Origin of the sequence: Mitsuaria sp. RG (genome assembly GCF_028369275.1) — a bacterium.
GTDB lineage: Bacteria > Pseudomonadota > Gammaproteobacteria > Pseudomonadales > Pseudomonadaceae > Aquipseudomonas > Aquipseudomonas peradeniyensis.
In genome coordinates, this window is record NZ_JAQMYQ010000047.1 from 26,785 (window position 1) to 44,253 (window position 17,469).

A 17,469-nucleotide genomic window follows, 5' to 3' on the forward strand; every position below is an offset into this window, starting at 1 on the left:
GCGGCCGTCAGATATGCAGGATGAATTCGCGGACCAGCTTGCTGCCGAAATAGGCCAGCATCAGCAGGCAGAAGCCGGCCAGGGTCCAGCGGATCGCCTTGTGACCGCGCCAGCCGAGGCGTGTGCGGCCCCACAGCAGCACGCTGAACACGACCCAGGCCACGCAGGCCAGCAGGGTCTTGTGCACCAGGTGCTGGGCGAACAGGTTGTCGAGGAACAGCCAGCCGGAGATCAGCGACAGCGACAGCAGCACCCAGCCGGCCCAGAGGAAGCCGAACAGCAGGCTTTCCATGGTCTGCAGCGGCGGGAAGTTGCGGATCAGCCCGGACGGGTGCTTGTGCTTGAGCTGGTGGTCCTGCAGCAACAGCAGCAGGGCCTGGAACACGGCGATGGTGAACAGGCCGTAGGCCAGGATCGACAGCAGGATATGCGCGAGGATGCCGGGCTCTTCGTTGATCAGCGGTACCGTGCCAGGTGGGGCGAACTGGGCCAGCAGCGCGGTCACCGCGCCGAGCGGGAACAGCAGCACCAGCAGGTTCTCCACCGGGATGCTCAGGCAGGCGAGCAGGGTCAGGCCGATCACCGCCACGGCGATCAGGCTGGCGGCACTGAAGAAGTCCAGGCTCAGGCCCAGGGGCGTGATCAGCTGGAAGAACAGGGCGCCGCCCTGAGCGACCACCGCCAGGGTGCCGAACAGGCCCAGCAGCCGTTTGTCGGCACGGGCGCCTCGGGCCAGTCCGGTGGCCTGGTAGACGGTCGCGGCCAGATAAAGGAAGGCGGCGAGCAGATTGGGGATGAGGCTGGGTGAAGAGAACATAAGTCCTGGCAGGCAAGCCCTAAAGGGACGGAGTTTGGCATAGATCGCGGTGGGCAAGGAAGACCAGCAAGCCTTGCTCCGGTGCCTGGCGAGCGACTTGTACCCCATATGCCGGCCTCTTCGCGGGTTTACCCGCGAAGAGGCCGGCATGGTCACCGAATATCCAGAGGGGCTGCTCCAAGGTGTGCGCCGCCGCCGCTCTCCGCTATAATCGCCGCCTTGCTCTGCCCGGCGCGTGTACATGTTCACCTGGGCATCTGAAAAACCTCGGCTCCACTGGGCCTGAAAGGATCACCATGTTCGAAAACCTGACCGACCGCCTGTCACAGACGCTGCGCCATGTCACCGGCAAGGCCAAGCTGACCGAAGACAACATCAAGGACACGCTGCGCGAAGTGCGCATGGCCCTGCTCGAGGCCGACGTCGCCCTGCCGGTGGTCAAGGATTTCGTCAACAGCATCAAGGAACGCGCGGTCGGCACCGAAGTGTCGCGCAGCCTGACCCCGGGCCAGGCCTTCGTGAAGATCGTCCAGGCCGAGCTGGAAAGCCTGATGGGCGCGGCCAACGAAGAGCTGACCCTCAACGCCGCGCCACCCGCCGTGGTACTGATGGCCGGCCTGCAGGGCGCCGGTAAGACCACCACCGCCGGCAAGCTGGCGCGTCACCTGAAAGAGCGCAAGAAGAAGAGCGTGATGGTGGTGTCGGCCGACGTCTACCGTCCGGCGGCGATCAAGCAGCTCGAAACCCTGGCCAACGACATCGGCGTGACCTTCTTCCCGTCGGACATCAGCCAGAAACCGGTGGCCATCGCCGAGGCGGCGATCCGCGAAGCCAAGCTCAAGTTCATCGACGTGGTGATCGTCGACACTGCCGGCCGCCTGCATGTCGACGCCGACATGATGGACGAGATCAAGGCGCTGCATGCCGCGGTCAAGCCGATCGAGACCCTGTTCGTGGTCGACGCCATGACCGGCCAGGACGCGGCCAACACCGCCAAGGCCTTCGGCGACGCCCTGCCGCTGACCGGCGTGGTGCTGACCAAGGTCGACGGCGACGCCCGTGGCGGTGCCGCGCTGTCGGTACGCGCCATCACCGGCAAGCCGATCAAGTTCATCGGCATGGGCGAGAAGACCGAGGCCCTGGAACCGTTCCACCCGGATCGTATCGCCTCGCGCATCCTCGGCATGGGCGATGTGCTCAGCCTGATCGAGCAGGCCGAGCAGAACATCGACAAGGCCAAGGCCGACAAGCTGGCCAAGAAGCTGAAGAAGGGCAAGGGCTTCGACCTCGAGGACTTCCGCGACCAGCTGCAGCAGATGAAGAACATGGGCGGCCTGGGCGGTCTGATGGACAAGCTGCCGAGCATTGGTGGCGTGAACCTGTCGCAGATGGGCAATGCCCAGGGCGCGGCCGAGAAGCAGTTCAAGCAGATGGAGGCGATCATCAACTCCATGACCCCGGCCGAGCGTCGCGACCCCGACCTGATCAGCGGTTCGCGCAAGCGCCGCATCGCCCTCGGCTCCGGCACCCAGGTGCAGGACATCGGCCGCTTGATCAAGCAGCACAAGCAGATGCAGAAGATGATGAAGAAATTCTCCGCCAAGGGCGGCATGGCCAAGATGATGCGTGGTCTTGGCGGGATGCTGCCGGGTGGCGGCATGCCGAAACTGTAAAAGAATCCGGTGGGCTTCCTTATATGAGGAAGCCCGCCAGACCCCCGCTACGGCGGGATCATGGCCGCCGCGAGGAGGCCCAAACCGGCAGAACTGAGCGGCAGGCCCCGGCATTGCCGAAAAAGGCATTTGCAAATGTCCGTGTATTCCCCGAGAATATGCGGCCTTTTGGGCACCCGTGTGCCCATTGGGCATTCAGTTTTGCAGCACCGACTATAGGAACGATGTTCACATGGTAACCATTCGTCTGGCCCGTGGCGGCTCGAAAAAGCGCCCATTCTACCACCTGACCGTGACCAACTCGCGTAACGCCCGTGACGGCCGTTTCGTTGAGCGCGTTGGCTTCTTCAACCCGATCGCATCGGGCGCTGAAGTCAAGCTGTCGGTCAACCAAGAGCGCGTCACCTACTGGCTGAGCCAGGGCGCACAGCCGTCTGAGCGCGTTGCTCAGCTGCTGAAGGAAGCTGCCAAGGCTGCAGCCTGAGCAGTATGAACGCGACGCCAGAAAAGGCTGATGACCTCATCGTCGTTGGCAAGATTTTTTCGGTTCACGGCGTTCGCGGCGAGGTGAAGGTGTATTCCTTTACCGATCCGATTGAAAACCTGTTGGATTACCCGCGCTGGACGCTCAAGCACGAAGGCAAGGTAAAACAGGTCGAGCTGGTCAGCGGTCGTGGCTCCCAGAAGGGCCTGGTCGTGAAACTCAAAGGCCTCGATGATCGTGATGAAGCCCGTCTTCTGAGCGGTTACGAAATCTGCATTGCGCGGAGCCTTTTGCCCAACCTGGCAGCCGACGAGTACTACTGGTACCAGTTGGTGGGCCTGAAGGTCATCAATCAGGACGAACAACTGTTCGGCAAGATCGATCACCTGTTGGAGACCGGCGCGAACGATGTAATGGTGGTCAAGCCCTGCGCAGGCAGCCTGGATGATCGCGAGCGTCTGTTGCCCTATACCGGGCAATGCGTGCTGGCAATCGACCTGGACGCAGGCGTGATGCGGGTTGAGTGGGACGCGGACTTCTAGACGATGGGTAACCTTCGCGTAGACGTCATCACGTTGTTCCCCGAGATGTTCTCGGCCATCACGGAGTACGGCATTACCAGCCGCGCGGTGAAACAGGGGTTGCTGCAAGTGACCTGCTGGAACCCGCGGGACTACACCACAGATCGCCACCACACCGTGGATGATCGGCCGTTTGGCGGTGGTCCGGGCATGGTGATGAAGATCAAGCCTCTGGAAGACGCCCTGGTTAGCGCCAGGCAGGCAACCGGAGCATCGGCAAAGGTGATCTACCTTTCGCCACAAGGCCGCAAGCTGACCCAGCAGGCGGTCAAAGGCCTGGCCGAACAGGAATCGTTGATCCTGATCGCCGGTCGTTATGAAGGCATCGACGAGCGCTTTATCGAGGCTCATGTCGATGAGGAGTGGTCGATTGGCGACTATGTGCTTTCCGGTGGCGAGCTGCCGGCCATGGTACTGATCGATGCGGTTACACGGCTGCTGCCCGGAGCTTTAGGGCATGTGGACTCGGCGGAGGAAGACTCTTTCACCGACGGTCTGCTGGATTGCCCGCACTACACCCGACCTGAGGTGTATGCGGATCAGCGTGTTCCCGACGTGTTGCTAAGTGGCAACCATGCACATATCCGGCGTTGGCGGATGAAGCAGTCCCTTGGTAGGACCTTCGAACGACGCGCCGATCTTCTGGAAAGTCGCTCGCTTTCTGGAGAAGAGAAGAAGCTGCTCGAGGAATACATCCGCGAGCGGGACGATAGTTAAACGTATCGATGGTGGATCAAGTATCCATCTTAGGAGCACAGCATGACCAACAAGATCATCCAGCAGCTCGAAGCCGAGCAGATGAGCAAAGAGATCCCGACCTTCGCACCAGGCGACACTGTTGTCGTCCAGGTTAAAGTGAAGGAAGGCGACCGCTCGCGTCTGCAGGCGTTCGAAGGCGTCGTTATCGCCAAGCGTAACCGCGGTCTGAACAGCGCCTTCACCGTGCGCAAGATCTCCAGCGGCGTTGGCGTAGAGCGTACCTTCCAGACCTACAGCCCGCAGATCGACAGCCTGGCCGTGAAACGTCGTGGTGACGTGCGTAAAGCCAAGCTGTACTACCTGCGCGACCTGTCCGGCAAAGCCGCTCGCATCAAGGAAAAACTGTCCTGAGTACAGTTTGCCTGGCGGCCTAGGCCGCCTTGCGAGAAAAAAGCAGCCTTCGGGCTGCTTTTTTGCTTTCTGAAACCCGCCCTTGCGATGTGACCCGAAGATGACCACCCGAGACCAGGAAATCCAGCGCCGCACCGAGCTGTCGGTGACCCGCGTGACCAAGGCGGTGTTCCCCAACACCACCAACCACCACAACACCCTGTTCGGCGGCACCGCCCTGGCGTGGATGGACGAAGTGTCGTTCATCGCCGCCACCCGGTTCTGCCGGTTGCCGCTGGTGACCGTGTCCACCGATCGTATCGATTTCAAGCACCCGATCCCGGCCGGTTCGATCGTCGAGCTGGTGGGCACGGTGATCAAGGTCGGCAACACCAGCCTGCAGGTGCAGGTGGATGTGTTCGTCGAGAACATGTACCTCGATGGCCGCGAGCGGGCGATCCATGGCGTGTTCAGCTTCGTCGCCATCGACGAGGACAAGCGCCCGGTGCCGGTGCTGCCGTTGGCCTGATTCCAGGGCCATTCATGGATCAATGCGCCACAGGCTGCTCGGTCAGCTCCGGCTCCACCAGTGCCACCAATGTCCACCCAGGCTGCGGCTTGAGCGGATTGTCCGGGCTGGCCACATGCACCCAGCCTTGCCCGTCCCGGGCGAACAGCAGCGTGGCCCGCGGACCATGCAGTTGCTGGTAGTCGCTCCAGCCGAAGGCCTCGGTCAGCGTGGTGCTGTACAGCTCGGCACCCTGGTGCAGCAGCTTGGCCAGCTGCCCATAGGTCATGGGGCTCGACCCAAGCAATTGCCCGCGATGCTCCTCGCTGGCCCGGTGCTTGTCGCTGCGCTGTTTTTCCAGGCCGCTGGCCAGCACGAACAGCCGGGCCTGGCCGAAGTCATGACGAAAACGCGCGCAGGCCAGGGCATTGAGCTCGCCTGCCGGTGACAGCCCCAGCAGGTGGCCCAGGCCGACCAGGTCGAGGTGGGCGTCGGCGTGCTGCGAGGCGGGGTTGCCGAAGTAGGTCGGCAGGTTGTCCATGCGCGCGGCGCGGATGTTCTCCCAGCTCGAGTCGGTCAGCAGCACCCGGCAGCCCAGTTGCTGCAGGGCCTTGGCAATGACCCGCGCAGGCGGGTTGGCGCCGACCACGAGAAACCCGCTCGGCGCCGGTTCCGCCACCTTCAGCAGGCGCGCCAGGGGCCTGGCGGTGGCACTTTGCAGCACCACGGTGCCGATGATCACGGCGAAGGTCAGCGGCACCAGCAGCAGCGCGCCGTCGTGCCCGGCCTGGTCCAGGCGAATGGCGAAGATCGCCGACACGGCCGCGGCCACGATGCCCCGTGGCGCGATCCAGGCCAGCAATGCCCGCTCCCGCCAGCTCAGCGGCGAGCCCAGGGTCGACAGCAGGACGTTCAGCGGCCGTGCCAGCAACTGGATCACCAGCAGCAGCGCCAGCACCGCCGGCCCCAGGGCCAACAGCGCGTGCAGGTCGAGCCGCGCGGCCAGGAGGATGAACAGCCCGGAGATCAGCAGCACGCTGAGGTTCTCCTTGAAATGCAGGATCTGCCGCACATCCACGCCGGGCATGTTGGCCAGCCACATGCCCATGACCGTGACTGCCAGCAGGCCCGATTCATGGACGATCTGGTTGGCGGCGATGAAGATGCCCAGCACCGCCGCCAGCGAGGCCAGGTTGTGCAGGTATTCCGGCAGCCACTGCTCGCGCATGACCTGCCCGAGCAGCCAGCCACCGGCAACGCCCAGCGCACTGCCGCAGAAGATCACCCCGGCAAAGGTCGCCAGGCTGTGGCTCAGGCCTTCACCGGCGGCGCTGGCGATGATGAAGCTGTACACCACCACCGCCAGCAGCGCGCCGATCGGGTCGATGACGATACCTTCCCAGCGCAGGATGTTGGCGATCGCCGCCTTTGGCCGCACCACCCGCAGCATGGGCACGATCACCGTGGGGCCGGTGACCAGGGTCAGGGTGCCGAACAGGATCGCCAGGGGCCAGTCGAAACCCAGCAGCCAGTGGGTGGCCAGGGCAATCACCAGCCAGGTGCTCAGCGCGCCGACGGTGACCAGGCGATGCACCACGCTGCCGATCTCGCGCCATTGCGACAGGTGCAGGGTCAGGCTGCCTTCGAACAGGATCAGCGCCACCGCCAGCGACACCAGCGGCATCAGCAGCGGGCCGAACAGCGCCTGCGGCTGCAGCCAGCCCAGCACGGGCCCCGCGAGGATGCCGCACAGCAGCAGGAACAGGATCGCCGGCAGCTTCAGGCGCCAGGCCAGCCATTGGCAGAGCAGGGCGGCAGCGCCGATGCCACCGACACTCAAAAGAATCTGTTGTTCGTTCACGCGGGCTCCCTCTGCATGCCGTGTTATGAAAGACTAAGCGTCATTTCGTCGTTTGCCACCGAGTCTTCATGCCTGCACTGGACCACCCCCTGATCGACCAGTTCCTCGATGCCCTCTGGCTGGAGAAGGGGCTGTCCGACAACACCCGCGCTTCGTATCGCAGCGACCTGGCGCTGTTCAATGGCTGGCTGCAGGAGCATGGCGTGGCACTGCCCGATGCCGGGCGTGAGCTGATCCTCGACCACCTGGCCTGGCGTTTCGACCAGGGCTACAAGCCGCGTTCGACCGCGCGCTTTCTTTCCGGGGTGCGCGGGTTCTTCCGTTACCTGCTGCGCGAGCGGCTGGTCGCAGTCGACCCGACGCTGCAGGTGGACATGCCGCAACTGGGCCGGCCGCTGCCCAAGTCGCTGTCGGAGGCCGATGTCGAGGCCCTGCTGCAGGCACCGGACCTCGGCGAGTCCATCGGCCAGCGCGACCGTGCCATGCTCGAGGTGCTCTATGCCTGCGGCCTGCGCGTGACCGAGCTGGTCAGCCTGACCCTGGACCAGGTCAACCTGCGCCAGGGCGTGCTGCGGGTTATGGGCAAGGGCAGCAAGGAGCGCCTGGTGCCGATGGGCGAGGAGGCGGTGGTGTGGATCGAGCGCTACCTGCGCGATGGTCGCGCCGAGCTGCTGGGCGGGCGCCCTAGCGACGTGCTGTTCCCCAGCCAGCGCGGTGAGCAGATGACGCGGCAGACCTTCTGGCACCGCATCAAGCACCAGGCGCGGGTGGCCGGCATCGACAAGCCGCTGTCGCCGCACACGCTGCGCCACGCCTTTGCCACGCACCTGCTCAACCATGGCGCCGACCTGCGCGTGGTGCAGATGCTGCTGGGCCACAGCGATCTGTCCACTACGCAGATCTATACCCATGTGGCCAAGGCCCGGCTGCAACAGCTGCACGCCGAACACCACCCACGTGGATGAATGCTTTTCATGTTCCGCCGACCGGTGCCTGAGTACCCCTACTGCGCCAGTTTGTTGTGGTAGGCTTGGACGGTTTGTTGCAAGGGCCGAATGTTCGCTACCCGCCAGGGTCAAGCAACGCCCCCACGGCCCCGTCCGCCTTCAGGAGTACCCCATGCGCGTGACCCAGATTTTCGCCGCCGCCGCCCTGGCGTTGGCCAGTACCTTTGCCGTCGCCGCGGCCACCGATGCCAATACCGGTGCCGAGCAGGCGATCCGCAAATCCTTGCAGAACCTCGCGCTGGAAGTGCCGGTCGAGAGCGTCAGCAGCAGCCCGCTCAATGGCCTGTACGAAGTCAAGCTGCAGGGCGGGCGCGTGCTGTACGCCAGCGCCGACGGTCAGTTCGTCATGCAGGGCTACCTGTTCCAGATCCAGGACGGCAAGCCGGTCAACCTCACCGAGAAGACCGAGCGCCAAGGCATTGCCAAGCTGATCAACGGCATCCCGGCCGGCGAGATGGTGGTCTACCCGGCCAAGGGTGAAACCAAGTCGCACATCACCGTGTTCACCGACACCACCTGCCCGTACTGCCACAAGCTGCACGCCGAAGTGCCGGAACTCAACCGCCGTGGCATCGAAGTGCGCTACGTCGCCTTCCCGCGCCAGGGCCTGGGTTCGCCGGGTGACGAGCAGCTGCAGGCGGTATGGTGCTCCAGCGATCGCCGCGCGGCGCTGGACAAGATGGTCGACGGCAAGGAGATCAAGGCCGCCAAGTGCGCCAACCCGGTCAGCAAGCAGTTCCAGCTGGGCCAATCGATTGGTGTAAATGGCACGCCGGCGATCGTTCTACAGAATGGCCAGGTGATTCCGGGTTACCAGCCGGCGCCGCAAGTGGCCAAGCTGGCCCTGGCCGAAAGCAAGTAATCAATTCAGTACGCCGTCGTCATGGGGTGACGGCATGTTTCACGGTCGGCGCAGGTGCCGGCCGTTCTATGGGGAGTTCACAGTGAAACCGGTCAAAGTAGGCATCTGTGGGTTGGGGACCGTCGGTGGCGGAACCTTCAATGTACTTCAGCGCAACGCCGAGGAGATCGCCCGCCGTGCCGGGCGCGGTATTGAAGTGGCACAGATTGCCATGCGCTCGCAGAACCCGAACTGCCAGATTACCGGTACCCCCATTACCGCTGATGTGTTCGAAGTCGCGAGCAACCCCGAGATCGATATTGTCATCGAGCTGATCGGCGGCTACACCATCGCCCGCGACCTGGTGCTCAAGGCCATCGAAAACGGCAAGCACGTGGTCACCGCCAACAAGGCGCTGATCGCCGTGCACGGCAACGAGATCTTCGCCAAGGCCCGCGAGAAGGGCGTCATCGTCGCCTTCGAAGCCGCCGTGGCCGGTGGCATCCCGGTGATCAAGGCGATCCGCGAGGGCCTGTCGGCCAACCGCATCAACTGGCTGGCCGGGATCATCAACGGCACCGGCAACTTCATCCTCACCGAGATGCGCGACAAGGGCCGCGCCTTCCCCGACGTGCTGGCCGAAGCCCAGGCGCTGGGTTATGCCGAGGCCGACCCGACCTTCGACGTCGAAGGCATCGATGCCGCGCACAAGCTGACCATCCTGGCGTCCATCGCCTTCGGTATCCCACTGCAGTTCGACAAGGCCTACACCGAGGGCATCACCCAGCTGACCACCGCCGACGTGAACTACGCCGAGGCCCTGGGCTACCGTATCAAGCACCTGGGCGTGGCCCGTCGCACCGCCGACGGCATCGAGCTGCGCGTGCACCCGACGCTGATCCCCAACGATCGCCTGATCGCCAACGTCAACGGCGTGATGAACGCGGTGATGGTCAACGGCGACGCCGCCGGTTCCACCCTGTACTACGGCGCCGGTGCCGGCATGGAGCCGACCGCGTCGTCGGTGGTCGCCGACCTGGTCGACGTGGTCCGCGCCATGACTTCCGACCCGGAGAACCGCGTGCCGCACCTGGCGTTCCAGCCGGACGCGCTGTCGGCCCACCCGATCCTGCCGATCGAAGCCTGCGAAAGTGCCTACTACCTGCGCATCCAGGCCAAGGACCACCCGGGCGTGCTGGCCCAGGTCGCCAGCATTCTTTCGGAGCGCGGCATCAACATCGAGTCGATCATGCAGAAGGAAGCCGAGGAGCAGGACGGCCTGGTACCGATGATCCTGCTGACCCACCGTGTGGTCGAGCAACGCATCGACGACGCCATCGTCGCCCTGGAAGCGCTTCAGGACGTGGTCGGCAAGGTCGTGCGCATCCGCGTCGAACAGCTCAATTAATTTCGGCGGCGGGCCGCGACGGCGGCCCGCGCCCAGCATCGAAGGTTTGCACCCATGCGCTATATCAGTACCCGCGGCCAGGCTCCGGCCCTGAACTTCGAAGACGTCCTGCTGGCGGGCCTCGCCAGCGACGGCGGCCTGTACGTGCCCGAGAACCTGCCGCGCTTCACCCAGGAAGAAATCGCCTCCTGGGCGGGCCTGCCGTACCACGAACTGGCTTTCCGGGTGATGCGCCCGTTCGTCGAAGGCAGCATCGCCGACGCCGACTTCAAGAAGATTCTCGAAGAGACCTACGGCAACTTCGCCCACGCCGCCGTCGCGCCGCTGCGCCAGCTCAACGGCAACGAGTGGGTGATGGAGCTGTTCCACGGCCCGACCCTGGCCTTCAAGGACTTCGCCCTGCAACTGCTCGGCCGTCTGCTCGACCACGTGCTGGTCAAGCGCGGCGAGCGCGTGGTGATCGTCGGTGCCACCAGTGGTGACACAGGTTCCGCCGCCATCGAAGGCTGCCGCCGTTGCGACAACGTCGACATCTTCATCCTGCACCCGCACCAGCGTGTGTCGGAAGTGCAGCGCCGGCAGATGACCACCATCCTCGGCGACAACATCCACAACATCGCCATCGAAGGCAACTTCGACGACTGCCAGGAGATGGTCAAGGCCAGCTTCGCCGACCAGTCGTTCCTCAAGGGCACCCGCCTGGTGGCGGTGAACTCGATCAACTGGGCGCGGATCATGGCCCAGATCGTCTACTACTTCCACGCCGCCCTGCAGCTCGGCGGCCCGGCCCGTTCGGTGGCGTTCTCGGTGCCGACCGGCAACTTCGGCGACATCTTCGCCGGTTACCTGGCGCGCAACATGGGCCTGCCGATCAGCCAGCTGGTGGTGGCGACCAACCGCAACGACATCCTGCACCGCTTCATGAGCGGCAACCAGTACGTCAAGGATGCCCTGCATCCGACCCTGTCGCCGTCGATGGACATCATGGTCTCGTCCAACTTCGAGCGCCTGCTGTTCGACCTGCACGGTCGTAATGGCGCCGCGGTTGCCCAGCTGATGGACACCTTCAAGCAAGGCGGTGGCTTCAGCGTCGAGCAGGATCGCTGGACCGAGGCGCGCAAGCTGTTCGATTCGCTGGCCGTCACCGACGAGCAGACCTGCGAGACCATCGCCGAGGTGTTCAAGGCCACCGGTGAAGTCCTCGATCCGCACACCGCGATCGGCGTCAAGGCCGCCCGCGAGTGCCGTCGCAGCCTGGATACGCCGATGGTGGTGCTGGGCACCGCGCATCCGGTCAAGTTCCCCGAGGCGGTGGAGAAGGCCGGTGTCGACAAGGCCCTGGAACTGCCGGCGCACCTGAGCGACCTGTTCAGCCGCGAAGAGCGCTGCACGGTGCTGGCCAACGACCTGAAGACGGTGCAGGCCTTCGTCAGCCAGCATGGCAACCGCGGCAAGCCGCTGTAAGCCGAGCACTACGCGAAAAAGCCCGTCCTAGACGGGCTTTTTCATGTCCACGACACAGGGTTTGGATCTTTCAGACTTTTCCCATGTAGTTCGATACATACCCCTACTAAAGTGGTCGCTCCAACCTACACGCCACACTGTTCCGGGGGAAGCTCATGCGTCAGCTCAATGTTCTTATCCACCAGGCTCGGCCCTACCACCAGATGCTGCTGCATCAGGCCTTCAATGCCCAGGGCGTCTACAGCGTCCGGGTCACCGATGACGTGCCGACCGCGACGGCGCGGCAGCGCCCGGTGGATGTACTGGTGCTCGACCAGCGCATGCCCAGGGGCTATGCCCGGCGCCTGTTCAAGTACCTGGTGCAGGCTTCCTGCGCGGGGGGATTGCTGTTCGTCGGGTGTGCTGGCGCGGGGGAAATGGATCTGGCGCTCGAGGCCCGCCAGTACGGTTTGAATGTGCTGGCAGAGTTGCCATGGCCGATGTCGATGGTAGGCCTGGAACAGGTGTTGGAGCGCCTCTGATCGGACGCTGGGTGGGCGCATCGAAACTGTCATGTTGTCCGCGCATGCTCGCGGTAACGGGCCACGGCGAACTTTCCGTCGGGCCCGATGGTCAGTTTCCTCGAACCTTAGCCAGCGAGTGATCCGGATGGAAAGAATCTGCAGACTGCTCAACGACGCCCTTTCCCCATACCAGGCCGAGCTTGGTACGCCCGACAGCCTTGGCAGTCGCCAGTTGACACTCTATGACGAGCACGGGGTGCGGATCCTGCAGCGCGGGGTCTGCACTCGTCAATTGGCGGAGCAGCAGTTGCTGGTTGATCTGGTCGATGGCCTGCACCGTGACTTGCAGATCGCCGAAGGCCGCCTGCAGCCCTGTGTGATCGCCGCCCTGCAACATCAGCGGCAGATACAAGGAACCTTTGCCTGACAGACCCATCAGATTCAGCAAGGGCCGTCTGATGGTGCTTTGCTCCGGTACCGTGCAGATTGTCACTGGAAGTCCCAAGGGCTTTCGCTTGACCCCGGTCGTCCTCCCCAGCGGCCGGGGTTTCTTTTTGCCCCGACTTCAAAACGCCCCTGTGCCATCGACTTCAGGGCGCTTCAGCGCGGCGACGGTTCACCCTGCTCGAAGAAGTGCCTGGCCTGCTCCAGGTAATCCTCCTGCAGCCCAGGGTCCAGCCAGTGGGCGTAGAGCTCGGGCAAGGTATCGCGACGCAATGCCGGCAGCAGTTGGTCGATATGGGCGATCGCCTCGCGCCCCAGCGGAGTATCCGAACAGCCTACATGCAGGAACTGGTAACGGTTCACGCCAAGGATGGGGTGGAAACTGTAGTCGTCCAGCGAGCCATTTTGCTGCTGGATCAGGTAACGCATCTCGGGCCAATAGCCGAGCACCAGTTGCAGGCGCCCCAATTGCTGCATCTGCAGCAGGCTGGCCGTGGCATCGTTGCCATAGTGTCGGCTGAACGCGGTATCAGGCAGTTGCCTGAGGACCTCATCGACCTGCACGCTGTAGCTGCGCTCGGCGACGATGCCCAGCTTCAGGCGGGTCTCGGCCAGCAAGCGCTGCAGGTCGACCTGCTGGCCCTCCAGGTAGGGCGCCAGCAGCGCCTGGTCTTGCTTGCGTACGATCAGGCCACTGCTCAGTACGCCGAGCGATGGTTGGGAGAAATGCACGTATCTGGCGCGGTCGGGGGTCCACAGCAGGGTCGGGTCGCAGGTGAAACTGGGCTCCTGGAGCATCTGGATACCCCGGGCCCGGTTGACCCGGACGATGCTGTGGTCGTACTCGGGCATCCGGGCGATCAGCATCGGCAACAGCTGGTCGATCACCCCCTGGCCCTTGGCCGGCCCTTCGAAGATGGTGAACGGCGGCAGGTCGCGCACCAGCCATAGCAGGCGCTCCCTGGCCTCGACCGCCTGCCCCGCGAGTGCGGTCAGCAACAGGCAGAGCACGATGGGCAGATGGCGGATACGCATGGGGCCTGGGTCAGACCGTACCGGCCGCGCGCAGGCGGGCTATGGTGGTTGCGTCGTAGCCCAGGCTGGCCAGCACCGTGGCCGTGTGTTCGCCCAGGGCGGGGCCGACCCACTCGGCGGAGCCCGGTGTGTCGGACAACTTGGGCACGATGCCCGGCATCTTGAATGGCTTGCCGTCCGGCAGCCGGGCCTGGAGGAACATCTCGCGGGCGAGGAACTGCGGATCGCCCAGCATGTCCTCGGCGGAGTAGATCCGGCTGGCCGGCACCTCGGCATCGTTCAGCGCCTGCATTACCTCGGCCAGTGGCAGGCTGTTGGCCCAGCGGTCGATGACCCCGTACAGCTCGTCGCGGCGCGCATCGCGGCCGTCGTTGGTGGCCAGGGTCGCATCGTTGGCCAGGTCGTCGCGGCCAATGGCCTGCATGAAACGCTTGAAGATCGCGTCGCCATTGGCGCCGATCTGCACGTGACGGCCATCGGCGGTGGTGTGGATGGAGGAGGGGGTGATGCCCGGCATGATGTTGCCGGTGCGTTCGCGGATGAACCCGAACACGTCGAACTCCGGGACCATGCTCTCCATCATGGCGAAGATCGCTTCATACAGTGCCACGTCCACCACCTGGCCCGCGCCACCGTTGACCTCGCGGTGACGCAGGGCCATCAGTGCGCCGATCACGCCCCACAGGGCGGCAATGGAGTCGCCGATGGAGATCCCGGTGCGTACCGGCGGACGGTCCTCGAAACCGGTGATATAGCGCAGTCCGCCCATGGACTCGCCGACCGCGCCGAAGCCAGGTTGGTCCTTCATCGGCCCGGTCTGACCAAAGCCTGACAGGCGCACCATGACCAGGCGCGGGTTGAGGGCGTGGAGCACGTCCCAGCCCAGCCCCAGTTTCTCCAGCACGCCGGGGCGGAAATTCTCGATGAGGATGTCGGCGTCGGCCAGCAGGCGCTTGAGCACGTCGCGGCCTTCCGGGTGCTTGAGGTTGAGGGTCAGCGACTGCTTGTTTCGCGCCTGGACGAACCACCACAGCGACGTGCCTTCATAGAGCTTGCGCCACTTGCGCAGCGGGTCGCCGCCATCGGGGGATTCGACCTTGATCACCTCGGCGCCGAACTCGGCGCAGATCCGCGAGGCAAACGGGCCGGCGATCAGGGTGCCGAGCTCGATGACTTTCAGGCCGGCGAGGGGTTTGCTGGGCGTAGGCATGGGGCATCCGTGGCGGCTGGGCGTGAGCGCAGGTTGTATCACAGCTCGGCGGTGGCAGGTATATCGGCGTTGTCTGATCCGGCGCAGATGGCCTGGATCGGTTAGACTGTGCGACTTTTCCCCCGCAAGAAGCCCAGCGCCCATGGCCCAGCCGTCCACCACCTACAAGTTCGAACTGAATCTGACCGACCTCGACCGCGGCGTGTACGAGAGCGTCAAGCAGACGATCGCCCGCCACCCTTCGGAAACCGAAGAGCGGATGGCCGTGCGCCTGCTGGCCTATGCCCTCTGGTACAACGAAAACCTGTCCTTCGGCCGGGGCCTGTCGGATGTCGATGAAGCGGCGGTGTGGGAAAAGAGCCTGGATGACCGCATCCTGCATTGGATCGAGGTTGGCCAGCCCGATGCCGATCGCTTGACCTGGTGCTCGCGTCGTACCGAGCGCACCAGCCTGCTGGCCTATGGCAGCCTGCGGGTCTGGACGACCAAGGTGCTGGGCGCGGTGAAGGGGCTGAAGAACCTGAACGTCGCCGCCGTGCCGCAAGAAGTGCTGGAAACCCTGGCCACCGATATGCCCCGTGCCATCAAGTGGGACGTGATGATCAGCGAAGGTACCGTATTCGTCACCGACGACCGTGGCCAGCACGAAGTGCAACTGGAGTGGCTGCTCGGCGAGCGCGGCTGACCCGATTCACACTGGATTATCGAAGACCCCATGCGTATCGAACCTCGTCCCCTGCCGTCGCCCCTGCCATTGCTGGGCAACCTGCCACCCCTGTTGACCCGCCTGTACGCCGCCCGTGGCGTGCAGTCCGAGGCTGAACTGGACAAGAGCCTGGCGCGCCTGCTGCCGTTCCAGCAGCTCAAGGGCATCGAAGTGGCGGTGGACCTGCTGGTCGAGGCGCTCGACCAGCGCCAGCGCATTCTCATCGTCGGCGACTTCGACGCCGACGGCGCCACCGCCAGTACTGTCGGTGTGCTTGGTCTGCGCCTGCTGGGCGCGGCGCATGTCGACTACCTTGTGCCCAATCGCTTCGAGTATGGCTATGGCCTGACCCCGGAGATTGTCGAGGTCGCCCTGCAGCGCCAGCCGCAGTTGCTGATCACCGTGGACAACGGTATCTCCAGCGTCGACGGCGTCGCAGCGGCCAAGGCTGCCGGACTCAAGGTGCTGGTCACCGACCACCACTTGCCTGGCGAACAGTTGCCCGCCGCCGATGCCATCGTCAACCCGAACCAGCCGGGCTGCGGGTTCCCGAGCAAGTCCCTGGCCGGCGTGGGGGTGATCTTCTACGTGCTGATGGCCCTGCGCGCGCGCCTGCGCAGCCTGGGACGCTACGAGACGCAGCCGCAGCCGAACATCGGCGAGCTGCTCGACCTGGTGGCGCTGGGCAGCGTCGCCGACGTGGTGCCGCTGGATGCCAACAACCGCATCCTGGTGCACCAGGGGCTGGAGCGCATCCGCGCCGGCCGCGCCCGCCCCGGGCTCAAGGCCATCCTCGAGGTGGCGCGGCGCGATCATCGACGCATCACCTCCACCGACCTGGGCTTCATCCTCGGCCCTCGGCTCAATGCCGCCGGGCGTCTGGACGACATGAGCCTGGGCATCGAGTGCCTGTTGTGCGATGACGCGGCGCTGGCGCTGGACATGGCCCAGCAGCTCGATGGCCTGAACCAGGATCGCAAGTCCATCGAGCAGGGCATGCAGCGTGAGGCGCTGGCCCAGCTCAAGGACCTGCCGGTCGAGTCCATGCCCTATGGCCTGTGCCTGTTCGACGCCGACTGGCACCAGGGGGTGATCGGTATCCTCGCCTCACGGTTGAAGGAGCGTTACCACCGTCCGACCATTGCTTTCGCTGATGCGGGGGAGGGGATGCTCAAGGGGTCGGCGCGTTCGGTAGCGGGGTTTCATATCCGCGATGCGCTGGATGCCGTGGCGGCGCGGCATCCGGCTTTGATCAGCAAGTTTGGCGGGCATGCGATGGCGGCGGGGTTGTCGCTGCCGGCCGAGCACTTCCCGGCGTTTGCCGAGGCGTTCGATGAAGAGGTGCGGCGGCAACTGCGTGAGGATGACCTGACCGGTCGGCTGTTGTCCGATGGCACCCTGGCGGTCGAGGAGTTTCACCTGGACCTGGCGCGGGCATTACGCAATGCCGGGCCGTGGGGGCAGCATTTTCCCGAGCCGTTGTTCCATGGGGTATTTCAGCTGGTCGAACAGCGGGTGGTCGGGGAGCGGCATCTGAAAGTGGTGCTCAAGAGCGAGTGTGGGGTGGTGCGGTTGGATGGGATTGCCTTTGGGGTTGATCGGGAGGTTTGGCCGAATCCTACTGTGCGGTGGGTGGAGTTGGCTTACAAGCTGGATGTGAATGAGTTTCGGGGGAATGAGAGTGTGCAGTTGATGATTGCTCACATGGAAGCTCGGTGATTTTGTTTTGATTGGTTAACTGGTTGTTTTGAGGGTTGTATGCGCATTCATTTGTGATGTCGACGCTTATTCACCTTTCCGCCCTTACGGCGGGTAACTTTTTGAAGGATCAAAAAGTC

General features: G+C 64.3%; 18 protein-coding genes. 14 read left to right on the forward strand and 4 right to left on the reverse strand.

What is annotated here, in order from left to right:
* Positions 1 to 7: 7 nt before the first annotated feature.
* Positions 8 to 817 (reverse strand): cytochrome C assembly family protein, encoded by an 810-nt coding sequence (locus POF53_RS21505; RefSeq protein ID WP_232855926.1) that lies wholly within the window; start codon positions 815 to 817, stop codon positions 8 to 10.
* A gap of 296 nt (positions 818 to 1,113) precedes the next feature.
* Between POF53_RS21505 and ffh the strand changes: the two genes are divergently transcribed.
* The 6 genes from ffh (at position 1,114) to POF53_RS21535 (ending at position 5,173) form a co-directional block, all read left to right on the forward strand.
* Positions 1,114 to 2,490, forward strand: a complete 1,377-nt coding sequence (ffh, locus tag POF53_RS21510) for a signal recognition particle protein (protein ID WP_050704199.1) — start codon at positions 1,114 to 1,116, stop codon at positions 2,488 to 2,490.
* Between the two features lie 232 nt (positions 2,491 to 2,722).
* Positions 2,723 to 2,974, forward strand: a complete 252-nt coding sequence (gene rpsP, locus POF53_RS21515; RefSeq protein ID WP_011535318.1) for a 30S ribosomal protein S16 — start codon at positions 2,723 to 2,725, stop codon at positions 2,972 to 2,974.
* 5 nt (positions 2,975 to 2,979) lie between these two features.
* Entirely contained in the window at positions 2,980 to 3,516 is a 537-nt protein-coding gene (rimM, locus tag POF53_RS21520; RefSeq protein ID WP_232855925.1) for a ribosome maturation factor RimM, read from the forward strand.
* Between the two features lie 3 nt (positions 3,517 to 3,519).
* On the forward strand, positions 3,520 to 4,272 hold the full coding sequence (trmD, locus tag POF53_RS21525; RefSeq protein WP_028691588.1) for a tRNA (guanosine(37)-N1)-methyltransferase TrmD: 753 nt from the start codon (positions 3,520 to 3,522) through the stop codon (positions 4,270 to 4,272).
* A gap of 42 nt (positions 4,273 to 4,314) precedes the next feature.
* Positions 4,315 to 4,665, forward strand: coding sequence for a 50S ribosomal protein L19 (gene rplS / locus POF53_RS21530; RefSeq protein WP_011535315.1), 351 nt, complete (start codon positions 4,315 to 4,317; stop codon positions 4,663 to 4,665).
* Between the two features lie 100 nt (positions 4,666 to 4,765).
* Positions 4,766 to 5,173 carry an acyl-CoA thioesterase gene (locus tag POF53_RS21535; protein ID WP_023629813.1) on the forward strand — a complete coding sequence of 136 codons (408 nt, stop codon included), beginning with the start codon at positions 4,766 to 4,768 and terminating at the stop codon, positions 5,171 to 5,173.
* A 19-nt stretch (positions 5,174 to 5,192) separates the two neighbouring features.
* Here POF53_RS21535 and POF53_RS21540 read toward each other — a convergent pair whose 3' ends face one another.
* Positions 5,193 to 7,013 carry a cation:proton antiporter gene (locus POF53_RS21540; RefSeq protein WP_203651026.1) on the reverse strand — a complete coding sequence of 607 codons (1,821 nt, stop codon included), beginning with the start codon at positions 7,011 to 7,013 and terminating at the stop codon, positions 5,193 to 5,195.
* A 68-nt stretch (positions 7,014 to 7,081) separates the two neighbouring features.
* On the opposite strand from POF53_RS21540, the gene xerD reads away from it, so the two are divergent.
* The 6 genes from xerD to POF53_RS21570 all read left to right on the forward strand — a co-directional run bounded on the left by xerD (position 7,082) and on the right by POF53_RS21570 (position 12,663).
* On the forward strand, positions 7,082 to 7,978 hold the full coding sequence (gene xerD, locus POF53_RS21545) for a site-specific tyrosine recombinase XerD (RefSeq protein ID WP_232855924.1): 897 nt from the start codon (positions 7,082 to 7,084) through the stop codon (positions 7,976 to 7,978).
* A 154-nt stretch (positions 7,979 to 8,132) separates the two neighbouring features.
* Complete coding sequence (locus POF53_RS21550; protein WP_232855923.1) at positions 8,133 to 8,882, forward strand: thioredoxin fold domain-containing protein; 750 nt, start codon at positions 8,133 to 8,135, stop codon at positions 8,880 to 8,882.
* Between the two features lie 82 nt (positions 8,883 to 8,964).
* Entirely contained in the window at positions 8,965 to 10,269 is a 1,305-nt protein-coding gene (locus POF53_RS21555) for a homoserine dehydrogenase (RefSeq protein ID WP_023630110.1), read from the forward strand.
* A gap of 54 nt (positions 10,270 to 10,323) precedes the next feature.
* Positions 10,324 to 11,733, forward strand: a complete 1,410-nt coding sequence (thrC, locus tag POF53_RS21560) for a threonine synthase (RefSeq protein WP_203651031.1) — start codon at positions 10,324 to 10,326, stop codon at positions 11,731 to 11,733.
* Between the two features lie 155 nt (positions 11,734 to 11,888).
* On the forward strand, positions 11,889 to 12,254 hold the full coding sequence (locus POF53_RS21565) for a response regulator (protein WP_050704208.1): 366 nt from the start codon (positions 11,889 to 11,891) through the stop codon (positions 12,252 to 12,254).
* 127 nt (positions 12,255 to 12,381) lie between these two features.
* Positions 12,382 to 12,663 (forward strand): DUF3509 domain-containing protein, encoded by a 282-nt coding sequence (locus tag POF53_RS21570; protein WP_203651032.1) that lies wholly within the window; start codon positions 12,382 to 12,384, stop codon positions 12,661 to 12,663.
* 173 nt (positions 12,664 to 12,836) lie between these two features.
* Here the strand turns inward: POF53_RS21570 and POF53_RS21575 are convergent, their stop codons facing one another.
* A complete protein-coding gene (locus POF53_RS21575) occupies positions 12,837 to 13,715 on the reverse strand; it encodes a TIGR02285 family protein (protein WP_203651033.1) in 879 nt (292 codons plus the stop codon).
* A gap of 10 nt (positions 13,716 to 13,725) precedes the next feature.
* On the reverse strand, positions 13,726 to 14,925 hold the full coding sequence (locus POF53_RS21580; RefSeq protein ID WP_232855922.1) for a CaiB/BaiF CoA transferase family protein: 1,200 nt from the start codon (positions 14,923 to 14,925) through the stop codon (positions 13,726 to 13,728).
* Positions 14,926 to 15,067: 142 nt separating this feature from the next.
* On the opposite strand from POF53_RS21580, the gene POF53_RS21585 reads away from it, so the two are divergent.
* Together POF53_RS21585 and recJ are read left to right on the forward strand one after the other, a co-directional pair.
* Entirely contained in the window at positions 15,068 to 15,610 is a 543-nt protein-coding gene (locus tag POF53_RS21585) for a YaeQ family protein (RefSeq protein WP_203651035.1), read from the forward strand.
* A gap of 30 nt (positions 15,611 to 15,640) precedes the next feature.
* Complete coding sequence (gene recJ / locus POF53_RS21590; RefSeq protein WP_232855921.1) at positions 15,641 to 17,350, forward strand: single-stranded-DNA-specific exonuclease RecJ; 1,710 nt, start codon at positions 15,641 to 15,643, stop codon at positions 17,348 to 17,350.
* Positions 17,351 to 17,469 lie beyond the last annotated feature (119 nt).